Origin of the sequence: Prosthecobacter algae (assembly GCF_039542385.1) — a bacterium.
Classification (GTDB): Bacteria; Verrucomicrobiota; Verrucomicrobiia; order Verrucomicrobiales; family Verrucomicrobiaceae; genus Prosthecobacter; species Prosthecobacter algae.
Genome location: NZ_BAABIA010000010.1, coordinates 85825 through 102457, shown reverse-complemented (window position 1 = coordinate 102457; position 16633 = coordinate 85825). Strand labels below are relative to the sequence as shown.

Genomic DNA, 16633 nt, shown 5'->3' with positions numbered 1-16633 from the left:
TCCACTTTGAGCAGCACAGAAATGTGCTGGAAATCTGGATAAAAGGTCGCTTCCCAACGTTAGCAGGGAATCTACGCCTCCCATGTTCCGCGCCCTTCTTTCCCTCACGCTCCTTTTCGCATCGTTTGTTAGCGCTGCTGAACGACCTAACCTGATCCTCATCATCGCGGATGATGTGAGCTGGGATGACCTAGGGTGTTATGGCAACAGCGCGGCCCGTACGCCGAACCTCGACAAGCTGGCGGCGAAAGGACGCCGTTTTGATGAAGCCTACCTCACGGCCAGCAGTTGCAGCCCCAGTCGCTCCAGTGTCATCACGGGCCGTTACCCGCACAACAATGGCCGTGCCTCAGAGCTGCATCAGCCCATCGCCGCCCATCTGCCGTGGTTCCCACGTTTGCTGAAAGACGCCGGTTATTACACCGCGCTGGTGGGCAAGCATCACATGACCTCCGACAAGCCTGCCGAGGGTGAAAAGCCGCAGCCACCGCCTTTCGATCTCGTCGAGGCTGGAAATGGGCCCGGCAACAAAGGCGGGCATGCCACCTGGGTGAAAACCCTGCAAGAGCGCCCAAAAGACAAACCTTTTTTTGGCTGGTTCGCCTCGCTGGATGCCCACCGCGATTGGGATGCGGACAAGGACTGGAAAGAAGATCTTTATGGTCCCAAGCACGACCCTGCCAAGGTCATCGTGCAGCCTTTCCTGAATGACGATGCAGAAACGCGGCAAGATCTGGCCTCCCACTCCAATGAGATCACGCGGCTGGATTACTTTGTGGGTCAGGTGGTGGCGGAGCTGGAGAAACAAGGTGCGCTGGACAACACCCTGCTGCTCATGATGGCGGACAACGGCCGCGCCTTTCCGCGCGCCAAAACTCGCCTGCATGACTCCGGCATGAAGACGCCCTTCATTGCCCACTGGCCCGCTGGCATCGGCCAACCCGGCACCCCCAGCCAGAGCCTCGTCAGCGCCATTGACGTTGCCCCCACCATGCTCGGCCTCGCTCAGGTCCCCGTGCCCCCAAGCATGCAAGGCGTGAGCTTCGCTCCCGTCTTGGCCAAGCCTGATGCCATCGTTCGTCAGCATGCTTTCTCAGAGCACAACTGGCATGACTACGCCGCCCATGGTCGCGCGGTGAGATCCGAAGGTTTTCTCCTCATCCGCAACAACCGCCCCCAGGAGCCCTGGCAAGGACCGGCAGACTCCGTGCGGTCTCCATCCTACCTGCAACTGCGCCAAGCCCGCGACGCTGGCAAGCTCACCCCCGCCCAGGCCGATGTGTTCCTGGCCCCACGTCCCACGGAGGAACTCTATCGCACCGCCGCCGATCCTAACCAACTTTCCAACCTGGCCAATGATCCCGACTATGCCTCGGTAAAAGCCCGGCGGGCCAAACTCCTGGACCAATGGACCGAACAGACTGGCGACAGCGCCCCCGTCGATGTTTCCAAAGACATGTTTGGCCGTGAAACCGGCGAGTCCCTCTACAAACGCCGCGATACCTCCTATCGCGGCACCCCCGCCGGCTGGGACCGCGAAGCCGCCAAAATCAATGCCCCCGGCCCCCGCTAACGGATTCAATTCGTAGGACGGATGTGTCCGGCGCTGAAGATGCCAAAGCTCTTCCACCCCACCGCCGGATTATCCGTCTTGCTGGGAGGCCCCGTAGCCCCAGAAGATTGCCATCAAAAAAGACGGCGACTTTGGCAGCGAGTGCTTTCCAAGACACGGCACTTGGCAAGTGCCGCTCCTTGGGGGATCCCTCTCCAACTCGCCTAACAAACGATGCCGAACCCACTACTTCGACTTCGGATTGCGCAAGTAGTAGAGGTGACCGTCTTCCGCACCACCGACGAAGTCAGGGATACCATCGTCATTAAAATCCACCGTCGTAGGGCTCACGTCGTGACCTTCAATGTTGGCATCGGAGAGCAGGCCCATGTCAGCAAAGAACCACTTCCCGTCGGCATCGGAAGTCTGGCGGATGAAGTTGGCGTTCGCAGAGTTCAGCAGGATGTCCAGCTTGCCATCGCTATCCCAGTCCATGATGCAGATCTTACGGCGACCGCTTTTTCCCGCGATGCCTGCATTCAGGCGCAAAGCTTCACCAGCCTTCATGTCCACCGGGTTACGCACTTTCAGATGGGCAAGCGCTTTGTCCACAACACCGGGAGCCTTCGCCTCTTTGTCCGCACAGAAGACGCGCTTCGGATGCTGGAGGATGAGCTTGCCGTCTTTTTTGGCTCGCTCAAAGAAGGCCAGGTAACCTTCCTGGTCCAGCATGACGAGGTCCATGAGACCGTCCTTGTTCCAATCCACCGCCACCGGAGTGGTGCGCCACTGTGTCAGCAGAGCTTTGCCTTTGGGCTTGAGCCAGCCGTAGGCGAGGTGAGGCTGAGGGCCGTTCCACTCCACATCCACAGGCTGCGCTGCACCCAGCTTCGGCTTGGCACGGGTGCCGATGTTTTTGTACCACACGACCTTCCCCAAAATGGAGTTCAGCACAAGATCCGGGAGTCCATCACCATCCCAGTCCGCCACGGTCTGCGTGGTGTAACCCCACTTTGCCTCACAAGGGCCCTGGATGGAACCATTCGGGCCAGCCATCGGACGAATCGCTTTGCCTTCGGCCTCCAGGCGCACAGGCGCTGCCCACTTGGGCTTCTCCACCCCTTTGCCACTGAGGTTTTCAATGAAGGCGACATAACCAGCGGTGTTACCACAAATGAGATCCATGTCACCATCGCCATCCCAGTCAAAACCGACCGGTGTCACGAGGGCACCAAACTTGATCTGATCCGCCTCCTGCTGGAAGTAAACAGGCTCTTTGAACACCGGCGCTTTTTCCACCAGCTTGCCCGTGTTTTCCACCAAGGCTACACGACCGTCTTCATCACCCACGATGAGGTCCAGATCGCCATCCTTGTCCCAATCATAGGCCGTGGGGGTGATCATCTCCAGGTCCATGGTTAGGTAGTTCCCCGTCTCGGCTTTCAGGCGCTTGCTCAGCGCATACTTCGGCTGGGTGCGGCTGCCCGTATTTTCAAAATAGGTAAAGCCGTCCAGAAACTCGCCACACAGCAGGTCCAAGTCCCCATCGCCATCAAAGTCAGCGAAGTTCGGCGACGGCCAGCCGAAGGTTTCCACCGGGCGATCCGTGGCCATCACTTTCTTCGCTTTGTCATAGGTGGGCTTGTCATTGTTGCCCGTATTACGCAGCAGATAAACATACCCGCGAATGGGCCCGTTCATCCAGCGGCCGTTGGCATCGTAGGCATTGTCCCAGCCATACTCGGTCCAGTCACCCACCCCGACGATGAGGTCTTGCTGACCGTCGCCATCGTAGTCCACGCTACGCCACATGTTGGCGCGCACCTTGTTCATGTGGATGTTCTTTTCAGGCCCGAGTTTGACCTCCTTTTCGATGCCCGTTTTCAGGAAATCTGGGTGCACCATACCCGGGCTCATGACCACCGGTTTGCCATCCACATAACTGACCTGGACATTCTGCGCGCCTTTGCTGAAACGGACTCCGGGCTTAAACACCGGCATCTTGTTTTTAGCTGTATCACCCGTCGCATTTTCGAAGAAGTAGATGCCGTTGTAAGGCTTGTCCGGGCAGTTCACCACCAGGTCCAGGTCGCCATCGCCATCGAAGTCCATCGGCATCGGCCAGGCCCACAGACCCACGCCCAGATCCACCACGAGGCCAGGATTGTTATACTTCAGCGGGGTCAGCGTATCATTCGCGGCAACATGGCCGGAAAACAGCGCCGTGAGCGCAGCGAGGCAGAGATGGGAAGGCTTCATGGTCGGTCGGTTGGGGAGACAGGGAGTCCACCCGCAGCATGAGAGAGTTTGTCAGAAAGCACAAACTTTTGCCGCTGCGGATTCTTGCTGGGTGATTGACGATGTTTGACTTGGTGAAAACAGGCAAGCCTCACTTCTGGCTGGGCGCATGCAATTCCTGCACGCCTGTTTTCAGACTGCCCAGTTGTTTGACCTCGACCGCTGTCAAAGCCCGGTTAAAGACCGCCAAGTCATCCATGTGCCCCACGTAGGCAGCGCCCAGCACCAGCCAGACTTGAGCAGGGTCCCAAGCGAAGGTGAGGTCCCAGTTTTCAATGCTGCCCTTCAGCTCGCCATTCATGTAAAGCCGTCCAGCAGGCTTACGCGTCTTGTCATTGATGTTCTCCACCGTGAAGACCACATGCGTCCAGGCCTGGCGGGAAAACGGCGCGCGTGCCCGCTCCACCTGCACCATGGGGCGTTTATCGAAAGGGATGTCTGCCCACTGGATGTTGGTGGGATTCCAGATCTCAAACAAAGGTCGGATGGCGTAGCGGAAATAGCGGGGTGTTTCATCCTTGGACCACTCCAGGAAAATGAAGCCCTTTTTGCCGTCATCCCCCACGATCTGCAGGGGATCGCAATAGCCCGGTTCCAGGTCCTTGTCTGGATCCAACCGCAACCACACGGAGACGGTGCTGCTCCAGCTTTGGCCATTGTAACCCAGCACTCCAGCGTCTTTGTATTGTGGACGAGTGACACCCTTTTTCGGGAACCACAGCGCGTTGCCAAACTTGCCCTCTCCGGGCGCGATCTTTGCCTCCTCATTCGGCACCGCCGCCACCAGCTCCTTGCCCTTTTTCACGTAGCTGAGTTTGTCGCCCTTGGAGAAATCGGCCTGGAGATCCTGATCAAACGACGCATGAAAGGTCAGGGCCGAGCGCAAAGCGCTGAGGTCCTGAGCAAAGGTGGTCAATGGCAGCCAAGCACTGGCCAGGCAGAGGAGGAAGGAAGGTCTCATGATGGTGATAGGGACAGAAGAAAAGCTTCCCTCAATACAGCCTCAAAAGACCGTTTCTTTAAAGACAGGCCACACAGGTCATTTTGAGATGCCTTTTGGTGATAGGTCCTGGGGGAACTTTTTCATGAGACGCAGAGGAAAGTACTCCCGAGCTTGAGCTCGCTGAAAGGTCGAATGGCCATGCCGGACAGCGAAGGGAAAGCGATCTTTTTCGAGCTAAAGCTCTAGAGTACTTTGTTTGACGCTTGCGCGTCGTTGAGGAGCAGCCGAGTAACTGAAAATGAATTTGATTCCGTTCGATCCGAGCGCGGATTTCCACGTCCATCGGGAAAATCTGCCGCATTGGCGTCAGCGGGAGACGACTTATTTTGTAACCTCGAGACTGGCAGATTCTCTTCCCGAAAAGGTAATGGAAGGTTGGAGGATGAAACGTGATGAATGGTTGAATCGCCATGGTTTGAAATCGCCTGCCGAACTGACAAGATTGGAGGACGAAAAGCGCCATGAATATCACCGTGAATTCACGGCTAGATTTCATGAACTCCTGGATGCAGGACACGGGCAGTGTGTGCTAGCAAGCTCGGATTGCGCTGACCTCTTGTTCCAAAGACTCAGCGCCGGGCATGAGAAATCTTACTGGCTGGATGCGTGGTGCATCATGCCAAACCATCTTCACGCCTTGGTACAGCCCGCGAAAAATAGCGATCTAGGGGAGATCATCCGCCATTGGAAAGGCGGTAGCGCTTATGACATCAACCGTTTGTTAGGCCAGAGCGGAGCCCTATGGCAAAAAGAGCCCTTCGATCACATTGTGCGCAGTGAATCTCAGTTGGAACACTTCCGAAAATACATCGCTGAGAACCCCCTGAAAGCAGGATTGAAGCACGGGTTTGTCGTCGGCTCCGGCAAAGTAATCCAGAGCTTTAGCTCGCCCCCACCTTGATTGGCCAAAACACACGCGAGCCATGGAGAAAGACTCACATCCAAAGGAGGCGAATCTCCGCCCCACAAACCCAGCACCGAAATTGGTCCCAAGCCAAAGCCAGAAGCACCTCACCGCCCTCACCCCAGCTTCACATCGCCACACAGGCTGGTATGGATGCCCAGTTCGCTCATGGCGGCGGCCTTGATGCGGGCAGCACGATGCGCCTGCTTTTCATTGGGGGTGTACACGACTTGGATGTGGTTGGACTTGTGGCGGGCCATCATCTGATCTCGCGACACGCCTTTCAGCACGGCGTGCATGATGGGCCACTGGGGGGTGGTTTCCTGCCAGCGGCGTTCGGTTTCCTCGGCAGGAAGTTTGACCACCTCGGCCACGCCGATGTCGCAATGCAGCGCGCCATCCATGACGAAGACGCGGCTCCAGACGATGTGGCCAGGTTTGCTAATGCCCTTCATCGTGCCACCGCCGAGGCGGAAGTACATGGCGGGCTGGCGTTCCGTGCTCGCTCCTTTCCAACCGCCGATGAAATGGGCCGGAGGGGCCGCGCCGCTGATGAGGAGCACCCAGACATAATCTTTGTTATACTTCTGGCCCCAGCGGAGATCGTGCAGGGTGTTTTCAGGGGCAAAGCCGAGCTCGCGCCACAGCCGGTAGGTCACGAGGCCATCCAGGCCGGCGCATTCGTCCACTTCGTTGAAGTGCGGCAGGGCCTCCCCCTCAAAAAGCACACGTTTGCCATCGACACTGCGCACGGGTGGGCGGTCGGCGTTGTTGAGCATGCCCTCCACCAAGTCGCTGGCTGGGGTGAGGTCCTTCAGCCCCTGCTGATACTGGATGCCGATGGCATCGCAGCCGAATTCATCCGCCATGCGCACGGCGGCGATGTACATTTTGCACTGAAGAAGAATCTGCGACTCGGTGAGCTCGGTCGCCTCATTCAGACCTAACTGCATTTGCAATCCTTTCTTCTTCAGCCAGGCATAAGCCTCCGCCGCGTCCTCATCGCTCACGGTCTGCATGGCCGCATAGAGGCTGGACTGGCTGAGGCGCTCCTTAAAACAGCCCGTGGCATGAAAAAGATTGTCCGGAATGATGGCATTGTACATGCCCATGCAGCCTTCATCGAAGACGCCAAGAATGGCCTTGTGATTGCGGAAGCGACGCCCGAAGTCCCTGCCTAGGCTTTCATCTTCCTGCGGCAGTTTTAACAGTGAAAGATCTCGCACATGAGACTGGTCATGCGTCACTGCACCCGTATCGAGCCATTCACGCAGGCCGTTTTTAAAATAGGCGTCCGTGAAGGTCTCGCTCCAGAGCGTGGAGTAGGTCACGCCCGCCTTGGTCAGCGAGGCATTCAGATTCAGCAGGCCGACGAGGCCGGGCCACTGGCCGCTCCAGTTCGCCACGGTCAAAATGGGCCCGCGATGCGTGCTAAGCCCCGCTAGCACGTGATGCGAGTACTGCCACACCGCCTCCGCTACGATGATGGGCGCATCGGGGTCCACGGTGCGAAAGACTTCGATGCCTTCGCGCTGACTGGCGATGAAGCCATGCTTTTTCTTGGCATCGTAAGGATGCGCACGTTTGACTTCATACCCTTCGGCCTTGAGGGCCTTGGCCAAAGCGTCTTCCATGGCCTTCTGGGCTGGCCAGCAGGTTTGGTTGGCAGAAAGTCGGAGGTCGCCGCTGGCGACGAGCTGGATGGTGCGATGGTTGGGCATGATCGCCTAAGCATCTTCCAAAGCAGCCCACCCAGGCAATGCCACGCTGCTGCTGATTCTTGCTGGGTATTTGACGATTCTTGACCCTGGCCAACTCCGATTGTCCTGCACAGGCGCGGGTTGACCAAAAGATGATCTAGCTGCATTATTAACTTATGAAACCTACCCAGCGCGACATCGTGGTTCTGATCCACGGGCTCGGGCGTTCGCCTCGCAGCCTACTGGCGTTGCGTTTCTGGTTATGGCGCGCGGGTTACAAGGTCATCAGCGTTAGCTACCCTTCCCGCCGCGTCACCGTGCAAACGGCGGTGGATCAATGGCTGAAACCGGCCCTGGCCAAACTGCGACTAACCAAAGGCACCCGCGTGCATTTTGTCACTCACTCCCTGGGCGGCATCTTGTTCCGGGCCTGGGCAGAAAATCGAGATCCGTCCTTCCCATTAGGCCGCACCGTGATGTTAGGCCCGCCGAATCAAGGCAGCGAAGTGCTGGCAGAGCTGGGGCATTCACCCTGGTTACGTCGTTTGTTAGGCCCCGTCATTCATGAACTAGGAGTGGATGAAACCAGCACCCCTCGTCGACTGGGTGCCGTGCCTCCTGGCACCGGGGTCATCATGGGAAATAAGCCCGTGATCAGTCTTTTCCGCGATCTCTTAGGCCCCGAGTCCGATGGCATCGTCACCGTCGCAGGAGGTTGGGTGGCGGGGCAGGCCGATTTCATGGTCACACAGGCAGACCACACATTCATGATGTGGCGGCCGCGGGTGCTGCGGGCTGTGGAGCGTTTTTTAAAGGAAGGTGCCTTCATCTCCCACACGGAGTGGGCCATGGCTGACAGCCTATCTCCCGCATCCTCCTAGCCCCCATTGTCGAAGCTTTCTTAATTTCTAAGAGTGACGAAGGGCACTTCTGTGTGTAAAAACCATGCCTGCATGTTTTGTCGCTGGTTTCTCTGTCTCTCCATGCTGGCCCTGGTCAGTTGCGCCTCTCGTCCACCTGCCCACCGGGAGCAAGGATGGGCCTCCTATGTCGCGGACCAATACACAGGGCGGCCTACCTCTTCGGGGGAGATCTATTATCCCCAGGCCTACACCGCTGCCCACACCACCCTGCCCTTTGGCACGGTCGTGACGGTCAAAAACATGCTCAATGGCCGCACGGTGAATGTCACCGTCAATGACCGCTTCCCCTATTACCAGGGCCGCGTGATCAATCTCTCCAGCGCTGCAGCCCAGCACATCGGCATTCCCTACATGCAGATGGGCCAGGTGGAGGTGACGGCTAAATCCGTTGCCCGTGGAAACTACGGAGCCCCTGCCCAACCTCAGTATGGGGGCTATGCCCGGCAGCCCGCTTATTCCCCCCAGCCCGCCGCCACACCTCCAGCTTATTCACCGCAGCCGGCCTACGGCGGTTACACCCCTAAATCCACCCCACCAGCCTATTCTGTCCCTAGCTATCAGGTGCAGCAGCCTGCGCCATCTTCCGCACCGATGGCACCCTCGTATGGAGGGGCTTCGGCCACTCCTCCCGGCCTGAAGACGTTTTAAGCCCGGATTCCAGGCGAGGCGAAGCTTGTGAAAACTTTCACAAACGGGTTGCCGGGGGGGGAGCCGGGGCGTATTTCTTCCACCGTTAACCCCTTTTTCCCAAGCCATGGTCGCCCCTGCTGAAACCGAAGCCTCTTACGATTCCAAGATCGAGGGCAATGTCGTCGTCACGAAGCTGGATTCTGCGGTCAACTGGATGCGCAAGAATTCCCTCTGGCCCATGCCCATGGGTCTGGCCTGCTGCGCTATCGAGATGATGGCCTCCGCTTGCAGCCGGTATGACCTCAGCCGTTTCGGCATGGAGGTGATGCGCTTTTCCCCAAGGCAGGCGGATGTGATGATCGTCGCCGGCACGGTGACTTACAAAATGGCGCTGGCCGTGAAGCGTGTCTGGGACCAGATGCCCGAGCCCAAGTGGTGCATCGCCATGGGTGCCTGCGCCTCCAGCGGTGGCATGTATCGCAGCTACGCCGTGCTTCAGGGCATTGATCACCTCATCCCTGTGGACGTTTACATTTCCGGCTGTCCTCCCCGCCCGGAAGCTCTCATGGAAGGCCTGATGCGCCTGCAGCGCAAAATCGAAGGCGAGCACTCCATCTCCGAGCAGAAACAGGAACTCATCAACGAGTTGTCTTAATTAGCCCGGTCAAAAATCGTCAAAAGGTCAACAAGCCGCCACGAATCGCATCATGAACGCCGCGCAAATGGTCACCGCTCTGAAGGAAAAATTCGGCGATGCCGTCCTCAGCACCACCGAATTCCGGGGCGAGCACACCGTGCAAGTCTCCCTGGCCAGTGCCAAGCCGCTGCTCAAATACTGCCGCGATGAACTGAATTTCGACTACCTGGTGGACATCTCCAGCCTGGACCATATGGGCCAGGAGCCGCGTTTTGAAATGGTCTATGAAGTGTATGGCTACGGCCATCACCAGCACCTGCGCATCAAGGCGCAGATCCCCGATGAAGAGGAGCCCGCCACCGTCAGCGATATCTGGCCCACGGCCGACTGGCATGAGCGTGAAGTCTGGGACATGATGGGCATCAAATTCGCCGGTCACCCCGATCTGCGCCGGATCCTCATGTGGGAAGGTTACCCTTACTTCCCACTGCGCAAAGACTTCCCCCTTGCCGGCAAACCCAGCGACATGCCCGAAGTCGGCTTCACCAACATCGCCCCCATGGCCGATGGCCCCTTCGTCACCAGCGCGGGTGCCGTAGACACCGTGGCCCGCGAGCCACGCGCGAAGCGAGTGGAGTAGTTTTTTGGCGTCAGCGGTTATCCCTGGAGTGGATTCCAGACACGCTTAAAACCCATTCCTTCGAAGTCCTTCAGATTCGCGGTGGCAAACTCTGTGACGCCTTGAAGCGTGAGCGACAGCGCAATTCGGAGGTCAAAAGCTCTCCGTCGCGCAAAATTTTTTACGCGGAGATGTGGCCAATACAGGTCGTGAAACATCTTGCTGTCCGGGGGAAAACCCAAAGTCTGCCATCGAGGGTGACAACGAAAAGCCTCACAAACAGCCGCTGCTTCCGGAGCGTTCAGCGGATTGGAAAGCACCACTGGATTTCGCAGCAATCCGTAGAGTTCGACTAAAACGAATTCCGAAATAGCCACTTCATCACTATCCAGCAAACCGTTCACAAACAAAACCGCCCGCGCATGATCTGGATGGTCTGCATTGACAGCGGGCAGCAAAATGTTCGTGTCGAGAGCTATCATGGCTGAGTGAGGCCCCGCATGGATTCTTCCTCACTGGAAATGTCTCTTAATTGATCCAGCGGAACCAAAGAGCGCCCCGCAGACACCTGCGGCAAAACCCATTTTTGAGGTTCGGGTGTCGGCTGTGGGAATCGAGCTAAAAACAGTTCAATTCCACGCCTCGCAATCTCTGCCAGAGAAAGCTCTTTCTGCTCTGCCAGAGCTTTGGCTCGTTGGTAGAGCTCATCCGGGAGCTGAATTTGAGTGCGTGTCATGATGTTAATATTACATCGCCTTAAATCGATGTCAATTTGACATCATTTAAGACACGATGAGACCTGCATTATTTTCGGATCTACGAAGGGTTCATCTTTGAGATGACGTACTACCCCGCTCTCTTACCCATCCATGCGCACACTCGCACTCACCTCACTCCTCACTGCCCTCGCCTTTTCGGCCAGGGCGGAAATCAAACTGCCCGCCATCATTGGCGATAACATGGTCCTGCAGCAAAAGCAGGCCAACCCAATCTGGGGCTGGGACACGCCCGGCACGGAGGTGACGGTGACCTTTGCAGGCCAGACCAAAACCGCCAAAGCAGGCGCGGATGGCAAATGGACCGTGAAGCTGGATGCCGTGCCTGCCAATGCGCAGCCAGCCACCATCGGCATCAAAGGCACCAATACCAAAGAGCTGAAGAACGTGCTCGTCGGTGAGGTGTGGATCTGCTCCGGACAGTCCAACATGCAGTGGAGTGTGAATGCCTCGTGGGATGCGGATCTGGAAATCGCTACGGCGAAGTATCCAAATATCCGCCTCATCTCCGTGCCCCAGGTGGGCACGCAGGAGCCGCAGCAGGATTTTAAAGGTCAGTGGGTGGAATGCTCACCGCAGACCGTTGGCCCTTTCAGCGCCGTCGGTTATTTCTACGGCCGCGTTCTGCATCGCATGCTGGATGTGCCCGTGGGCCTGATCAACAACGCCTGGGGCGGCAGTGCTGCCGAAGCTTGGGTGCGTCGTGACGAGTTGGAGAAAGATGCTCGCTTCAAAGGCCTCATGGAAAACACCGTGAAAACGGAAGCCGCCATGAACTCTGAGAAAGCCAAAAAGGACTACGAAGTGGCTCTGGCCAAGTGGAAGACCCAGGCGGACGAAGCCAAAAAAGCTGGCCAGCCCATCCCTCGCCAGCCCAGTTCTCCTCAAAGCTGGCTGACGGGCAATGCCCGCCCTGGAAACATCTACAACGGTGTACTGCTGCCCACCATCGGTTACGGCATCAAAGGGGCCATCTGGTATCAGGGCGAGTCCAATTCAGGACGCGCTTATGAATACGGTTCCCTCTTCCCGTTCATGATCGAGCATTGGCGCAAAGAGTGGAAGCAGGGCGATTTCCCCTTCTACTGGGTGCAGTTGGCTGACTTCATGGCTGAAGTCCCCACCCCTGGCGACAGCGCCTGGGCCGAGCTGCGCGAAAGCCAGACCAAGACCCAGAACGCCATCAAGAATGGCGGTCAGGCCGTCATCATTGATCTCGGCGAAGCCAACGACATCCACCCGAAAAACAAGCGCGACGTGGCAGAACGTCTCGCTCGCCTTGCCCTGGTGAAAGACTACGGCTTCAAGCTCCCCTATCGCAGCCCTGAGTACAAATCCGTGGCCATCGAAGGCAACAAAGCCACCGTCACCCTGGACACCTTCGGCTCCACCCTGCGCACCGTGGACGTGAGCGAGGTCAAGGGTTTTGCCATCTGCGGTGAAGACAAGAAATGGGTCTGGGCCACCGCCAAGATCGTGGGCCGCGACAAAGTGGAAGTCACCGCTACCGAAGTGGCCAAGCCTGTGGCCGTCCGTTATGCCTGGGCCAACAACCCCGTGTGCAACCTCCTCAGCATCGAAGGTCTGCCCGTGACCCCCTTCCGCACAGACGACTTCCCGATGACGACGAAGCCGAAGGAATAAGCTCAGGCACTTCCGGTCTTACTTCTCAAACACCACCTTCCCGCCTAACCAAGTTTTCAAAACGACGGTCTGCGGGAGGTCTTCAATGGGGCAGGTGAGCGGATCTCGATCCACCAGGATCAGGTCTGCCAGCCTGCCCTCTTTGATGGAGCCGGTCTCCTTCTCCAGTTTCAGCAGGTAGGCATTGTTGGTCGTGTAAAGGCGCAGCGCCTCTTCCCGGGTAAGGGCGTTTTCGAGGTGCACCGGGCGGTCCAACTTGCGTGCCTGGCGGGTGACCGCCGTCCACATGCCCAGCCAGGGATTGTAGGGGTTCACACTGCGAAAGGAGCCGATTTTCTGCATGTGGTCACTGCCACCGCCGACGATGACGTTTTGATCAAAGCAGGCGCGCAGGGGCTGAAACAGCTTCATGCGCTCCTCGCCAAAGTGGCCGGTCAAGGTGCGGCCATCCATGTGCAGCCAGATGGGTTGCAGGTCCACACACACGCCCAGTTTCGCCGCGCGGGCGATGGACTCCGGCTGCATGAAGTTGCAATGCGTGACGCTGCTGCGGCTGGCGCGGATGGACCCTTCACGATCCACGTCCTCATAAACCCCCAGCAGCGTGGCCACCGCCGCATCCCCCACGGAGTGCGCGGTGAACTGCAGCCCCGCCCCGGTGATCTTCGCCACCATCTGGCGCAGACGGTCCGCCGGGATCTTTTGCTCACCTCGATACGTGGGGTCGCTGATGCCATAGGCCTCGCTCACGCCCCAGGGTTTGCTCATGAAGGAGCTGCCCGTCAGCATACCTCCATCGAGAAACACCTTTGTGCCGATGATTTGCAACTCCGCATCCGGCTTCGTCAGCGGATGCTGGATGATCTCCTCCATGGACTTCTCCATCGCCGGCCAGAGGCTCATGGCATTCAGCCCCATGGAGACTCGCACCCGCACCGGCAGTTCTTTTTGATCCCGCATCTTTTGATAAAGCGAAAGCAGGCTGGCGCTGGAGTTTCTGTCCGCAATCGTGGTTAGGCCGACCGAGGCGTAGTCGCGAAACAACTCCAAGGTGCGCCGGTAGGTGTCCTCGGCAGTGGGGGACTTCTCTTTGCGTGGAGCTTTGATCGTTGGAGCAAAGCCACGCAGCAGGCCGGTGGGTTGGCCTGCGTCATCCTTTTCAACCTTGCCGGGATGGCCTTCTGGCAACTTGAAGTCACGGTCAATCTTTCCCAGCTTCAGAGCCAAGCTGTTGCACATGGCATCGGGCCCGGTGGAAAAGACCACCGGATTTTCAGGAGCCACTTGGTCCAGTTCGGCCCGGGTCGGGTAACGGCGCTCTTCCAGCCGCGTGATGAAAATCTGCCGCAGGCCGATGAGGTCGCCCGGCTTGGAGGCCGCCACCCGTGTGCGGATGTAGACCAGCACCTCGGCGATGGTTTCCATGGTGGGAATCTCATGGTCAAACTCCGTCATCGCGGCGGCCGCATGCACATGCGAATCCATGAGGCCGGGCAGCAAGGTCTTGCCACCGAGATCCAGGAGCTGCGTCGTTTCAGCCTTCAGCGCCAGCACCTCGTCATTGCTGCCCACCGCGACGATGCGCCCTGCCTCCACTGCCACCGCTTCGGCATAACTGAACTTTTCATCCACGGTGATGACGCGGCCATGATGCAAAATCAGGTCCGGAGCAGCGTGAAGGGAGACCGTGAGGCACAGGCAGCAGGCAAGGAAGCGCATGAGCTATCAACGATGGGCCAACGACGATTTGTGCGAACAACTGAACGCTTGCCCTCTCGGCGCGTGACCCCCTAGAATTTCGCTTTCCATGAAAAAATGCCTCCTGCTTCCCTTGCTGAGCCTGACTGCTGCCTTCGCTGCCGAACCGGTGCCCGAGTTCAAAGGCGGCATTGAACGGCTGGACCCCGCCCTAGATAAACTCATCGCCCCAGACGCGAAGATCGAGATCCTGGCCACCGGCTTCAACTGGTCCGAAGGCCCCGTGTGGAAGGACGGTCAGATCCTCTTTTCCGATGTACCCGAAAACACCGTCTTCGGCTGGAAAGAAGGCGATGCCAGCGCCACCACCGTCCTCAAACCCAGCGGCAGCCTCAGCGGCGATGGCCAGGGCTCCAACGGCCTGGCAGTAGATGCCAAGGGCAGCCTCATTCTCTGTCAGCATGGCGAGCGCCGCATCGCTCGGCTGGAAAAAGACGGCAGCTTCACCTCCCTGGCCGACAAGTTTGAAGGCAAACGCTTCAACAGCCCCAATGACCTCGTCATCGCCAAAAGCGGCAGCCTTTTCTTCACGGACCCACCCTACGGCATGAAGAAAGGCACCCCGCAGGACGCCCCCTATCACGGCATCTACCGCCTGGACACAGATGGCAAAGTCAGCCTCATCATCCAGGACATCCTCTGGCCCAATGGCATCGCCCTCAGCTCCGATGAAAAGACCCTCTACATCGCCGTTTCCGACAAGGATGACACCCGCGTCATGGCCTATGATCTCCAGGCCGATGGCAGCGTGAAAAACGGTCGTCTGTTCTTCCACGCCCAGCCGCTGAAGTCCGCTGAGCGCAAAGGCGGCTGCGATGGCATGAAAGTGGATACCCTGGGCAATATCTGGACCACCGGCCCCGGCGGCGTGCTGATCATCAACCCTGAAGGCAAACACCTCGGCACCATCCTCACCGGTCAAAACACCGGCAACTGCGCCTGGGGCGGCCCGGAGAAAGACGTCATGTACGTCACGGCAGACATGTTCCTGCTACGCGTGAAGACCCAGGTCAAAGGCTTGTAATATTCACTTCCGAGGAATGGGCTTTTGGAAGCTTTGGTCACTAGAGCGGATGGGGCTCCAGCCAACGGAGTCCAAAACACGTCCCCCATCCGCCTCAAGCCCTAGACCCCTTACTCAGGCTTAAGATCCGAAACGAGCGCCCCATGAAAGCCGGGTGCGTGAGGGAGTGATACTGCCGCAAAAGGGCCTGCGTGGAGGCATCCACACGGCCCTCCAGCGCGGCCAGCACGGGCAGGCCCAGCTTGCCCAGAAAGCGGCCTTGCAGCTCGTAGGCCCGGAGGTTCATCCCGGCGGATTCGGCGACTTTGGTCAGGCGGGTGAAATTGACATGCGTGGTGAGATCACACTCGCCCAAATCTTCCAGCACCCGGTCATCCGTCTGGTGCTTTTGGTAACGCCGCAAGGTGCCCGTTGTGCGCTCTGGGGCATACAGTTCCAGGTCGTCAAAACCATAGTCGGCGATGTAAACCGCCCCGTGAAACGGCGCTTCCCCTAGCTCCTGCATCCAGTTCAGCGCCGCTAGATTCACCTCGGTGGTGTAGCCCGCAGGCAGGTCCTGCGGCAGGCGAGCGACTTCCGCCGCCAGCGCCTCCGATGAAAGTGGCCCGGGAACAAACTCCAGCGCCTCCCCTGCCGACTGCACCCAGAGCTCCCGCCACGCCGTGCCCTCCCACTGGACAAGATGGACGGGCATGGCGTCCGGCAGTTCATTGCAGATGAACAGGGCCGGAATCGGGGGCAAAGCGGCCAGTGAAGGGACCCAGCGAACCCGCTCGCCAAAAGACGCGAGCCGCTGCCGCTGCACCGCTTCATAGCGTGGATTCGGCTCGACGATCCAGTAGGGGAAATCGGTAGCGGACAACACATCCTCGGCCAGTTGCCCATCGTGCGCGGCCTGTTCGATGACGGCAAATCCGGTCGGGTTTCCCAGTTCCGCCTGCACCTGCCGCGCCAGATTGCCAAGTAACCGACCATAAAGCGAGCCCACGGAGACAGCCGTGTAAAAGTCACCGCTGCGGCCAATACGCCGAGGGCCCGGGCCATAATACCCGTGCTCAGGGTGGTAAAGGGCTGCCTGCATGACGTCTGCAAAGGTCAGCCTCGCCTGGGGCGAGGTGGCCAGGGTGTCATGCAAAATGCTCGTCAGAGGGGTCATTGGGAAACA

General features: G+C 58.5%; 14 protein-coding genes. 8 read left to right on the top strand and 6 right to left on the bottom strand.

Annotation, left to right across the window (positions count from 1 at the left end):
- Positions 1-82 precede the first annotated feature (82 nt).
- A complete protein-coding gene (locus ABEB25_RS20995; protein ID WP_345738405.1) occupies positions 83-1573 on the top strand; it encodes a sulfatase family protein in 1491 nt (496 codons plus the stop codon).
- Between the two features lie 225 nt (positions 1574-1798).
- On the opposite strand, the gene ABEB25_RS20990 is transcribed toward ABEB25_RS20995, so the two are convergent.
- Positions 1799-3811 carry an FG-GAP repeat domain-containing protein gene (locus ABEB25_RS20990; protein WP_345738404.1) on the bottom strand — a complete coding sequence of 671 codons (2013 nt, stop codon included), beginning with the start codon at positions 3809-3811 and terminating at the stop codon, positions 1799-1801.
- 130 nt (positions 3812-3941) lie between these two features.
- Positions 3942-4811 (bottom strand): LamG-like jellyroll fold domain-containing protein, encoded by an 870-nt coding sequence (locus ABEB25_RS20985; RefSeq protein WP_345738403.1) that lies wholly within the window; start codon positions 4809-4811, stop codon positions 3942-3944.
- Positions 4812-5091: 280 nt separating this feature from the next.
- On the opposite strand from ABEB25_RS20985, the gene ABEB25_RS20980 reads away from it, so the two are divergent.
- The gene (locus ABEB25_RS20980) at positions 5092-5754 is read left to right on the top strand and encodes a transposase (RefSeq protein WP_345738402.1); all 663 of its coding nucleotides are present in this window, start codon (positions 5092-5094) and stop codon (positions 5752-5754) included.
- Between the two features lie 119 nt (positions 5755-5873).
- Here the strand turns inward: ABEB25_RS20980 and ABEB25_RS20975 are convergent, their stop codons facing one another.
- On the bottom strand, positions 5874-7478 hold the full coding sequence (locus ABEB25_RS20975) for an L-fucose/L-arabinose isomerase family protein (RefSeq protein ID WP_345738401.1): 1605 nt from the start codon (positions 7476-7478) through the stop codon (positions 5874-5876).
- A gap of 155 nt (positions 7479-7633) precedes the next feature.
- Here ABEB25_RS20975 and ABEB25_RS20970 point away from each other — a divergent pair, with 155 nt between their 5' ends.
- From ABEB25_RS20970 to ABEB25_RS20955, 4 genes are all read left to right on the top strand, one after another.
- Positions 7634-8338 (top strand): alpha/beta fold hydrolase, encoded by a 705-nt coding sequence (locus tag ABEB25_RS20970; protein ID WP_345738400.1) that lies wholly within the window; start codon positions 7634-7636, stop codon positions 8336-8338.
- A 72-nt stretch (positions 8339-8410) separates the two neighbouring features.
- A complete protein-coding gene (locus ABEB25_RS20965) occupies positions 8411-9028 on the top strand; it encodes a septal ring lytic transglycosylase RlpA family protein (protein ID WP_345738399.1) in 618 nt (205 codons plus the stop codon).
- A gap of 106 nt (positions 9029-9134) precedes the next feature.
- Positions 9135-9665, top strand: coding sequence for an NADH-quinone oxidoreductase subunit NuoB (gene nuoB, locus ABEB25_RS20960; protein ID WP_184205827.1), 531 nt, complete (start codon positions 9135-9137; stop codon positions 9663-9665).
- 52 nt (positions 9666-9717) lie between these two features.
- Complete coding sequence (locus ABEB25_RS20955; RefSeq protein ID WP_345738398.1) at positions 9718-10287, top strand: NADH-quinone oxidoreductase subunit C; 570 nt, start codon at positions 9718-9720, stop codon at positions 10285-10287.
- A gap of 17 nt (positions 10288-10304) precedes the next feature.
- Here the strand turns inward: ABEB25_RS20955 and ABEB25_RS20950 are convergent, their stop codons facing one another.
- The gene (locus tag ABEB25_RS20950; RefSeq protein ID WP_345738397.1) at positions 10305-10748 is read right to left on the bottom strand and encodes a TA system VapC family ribonuclease toxin; all 444 of its coding nucleotides are present in this window, start codon (positions 10746-10748) and stop codon (positions 10305-10307) included.
- Between the two features lie 387 nt (positions 10749-11135).
- Between ABEB25_RS20950 and ABEB25_RS20945 the strand changes: the two genes are divergently transcribed.
- Complete coding sequence (locus ABEB25_RS20945) at positions 11136-12686, top strand: sialate O-acetylesterase (RefSeq protein ID WP_345738396.1); 1551 nt, start codon at positions 11136-11138, stop codon at positions 12684-12686.
- An 18-nt stretch (positions 12687-12704) separates the two neighbouring features.
- Here the strand turns inward: ABEB25_RS20945 and ABEB25_RS20940 are convergent, their stop codons facing one another.
- Positions 12705-14405: an amidohydrolase gene (locus tag ABEB25_RS20940; protein ID WP_345738395.1), complete on the bottom strand. Its 1701-nt coding sequence runs from the start codon at positions 14403-14405 to the stop codon at positions 12705-12707.
- 88 nt (positions 14406-14493) lie between these two features.
- Here ABEB25_RS20940 and ABEB25_RS20935 point away from each other — a divergent pair, with 88 nt between their 5' ends.
- Positions 14494-15468: an SMP-30/gluconolactonase/LRE family protein gene (locus ABEB25_RS20935; RefSeq protein ID WP_345738394.1), complete on the top strand. Its 975-nt coding sequence runs from the start codon at positions 14494-14496 to the stop codon at positions 15466-15468.
- Positions 15469-15562: 94 nt separating this feature from the next.
- Here ABEB25_RS20935 and ABEB25_RS20930 read toward each other — a convergent pair whose 3' ends face one another.
- The gene (locus tag ABEB25_RS20930; protein ID WP_345738393.1) at positions 15563-16624 is read right to left on the bottom strand and encodes a class I SAM-dependent methyltransferase; all 1062 of its coding nucleotides are present in this window, start codon (positions 16622-16624) and stop codon (positions 15563-15565) included.
- Between the last annotated feature and the right edge of the window lie 9 nt (positions 16625-16633).

Excerpts from the sequence above, each read along its gene's own strand:
- ABEB25_RS20985 (WP_345738403.1), bottom strand. The coding sequence starts at position 4,811 with ATGAGACCTTCCTTCCTCCTCTGCCTGGCCAGTGCTTGGCTGCCATTG.
- ABEB25_RS20970 (WP_345738400.1), top strand. The coding sequence starts at position 7,634 with ATGAAACCTACCCAGCGCGACATCGTGGTTCTGATCCACGGGCTCGGG.
- ABEB25_RS20935 (WP_345738394.1), top strand. The coding sequence starts at position 14,494 with ATGAAAAAATGCCTCCTGCTTCCCTTGCTGAGCCTGACTGCTGCCTTC.
- nuoB (WP_184205827.1), top strand. The coding sequence starts at position 9,135 with ATGGTCGCCCCTGCTGAAACCGAAGCCTCTTACGATTCCAAGATCGAG.
- ABEB25_RS20965 (WP_345738399.1), top strand. The coding sequence starts at position 8,411 with ATGTTTTGTCGCTGGTTTCTCTGTCTCTCCATGCTGGCCCTGGTCAGT.
- ABEB25_RS20950 (WP_345738397.1), bottom strand. The coding sequence starts at position 10,748 with ATGATAGCTCTCGACACGAACATTTTGCTGCCCGCTGTCAATGCAGAC.
- ABEB25_RS20930 (WP_345738393.1), bottom strand. The coding sequence starts at position 16,624 with ATGACCCCTCTGACGAGCATTTTGCATGACACCCTGGCCACCTCGCCC.
- ABEB25_RS20955 (WP_345738398.1), top strand. The coding sequence starts at position 9,718 with ATGAACGCCGCGCAAATGGTCACCGCTCTGAAGGAAAAATTCGGCGAT.
- ABEB25_RS20990 (WP_345738404.1), bottom strand. The coding sequence starts at position 3,811 with ATGAAGCCTTCCCATCTCTGCCTCGCTGCGCTCACGGCGCTGTTTTCC.
- ABEB25_RS20975 (WP_345738401.1), bottom strand. The coding sequence starts at position 7,478 with ATGCCCAACCATCGCACCATCCAGCTCGTCGCCAGCGGCGACCTCCGA.
- ABEB25_RS20995 (WP_345738405.1), top strand. The coding sequence starts at position 83 with ATGTTCCGCGCCCTTCTTTCCCTCACGCTCCTTTTCGCATCGTTTGTT.
- ABEB25_RS20980 (WP_345738402.1), top strand. The coding sequence starts at position 5,092 with ATGAATTTGATTCCGTTCGATCCGAGCGCGGATTTCCACGTCCATCGG.
- ABEB25_RS20945 (WP_345738396.1), top strand. The coding sequence starts at position 11,136 with ATGCGCACACTCGCACTCACCTCACTCCTCACTGCCCTCGCCTTTTCG.
- ABEB25_RS20940 (WP_345738395.1), bottom strand. The coding sequence starts at position 14,405 with ATGCGCTTCCTTGCCTGCTGCCTGTGCCTCACGGTCTCCCTTCACGCT.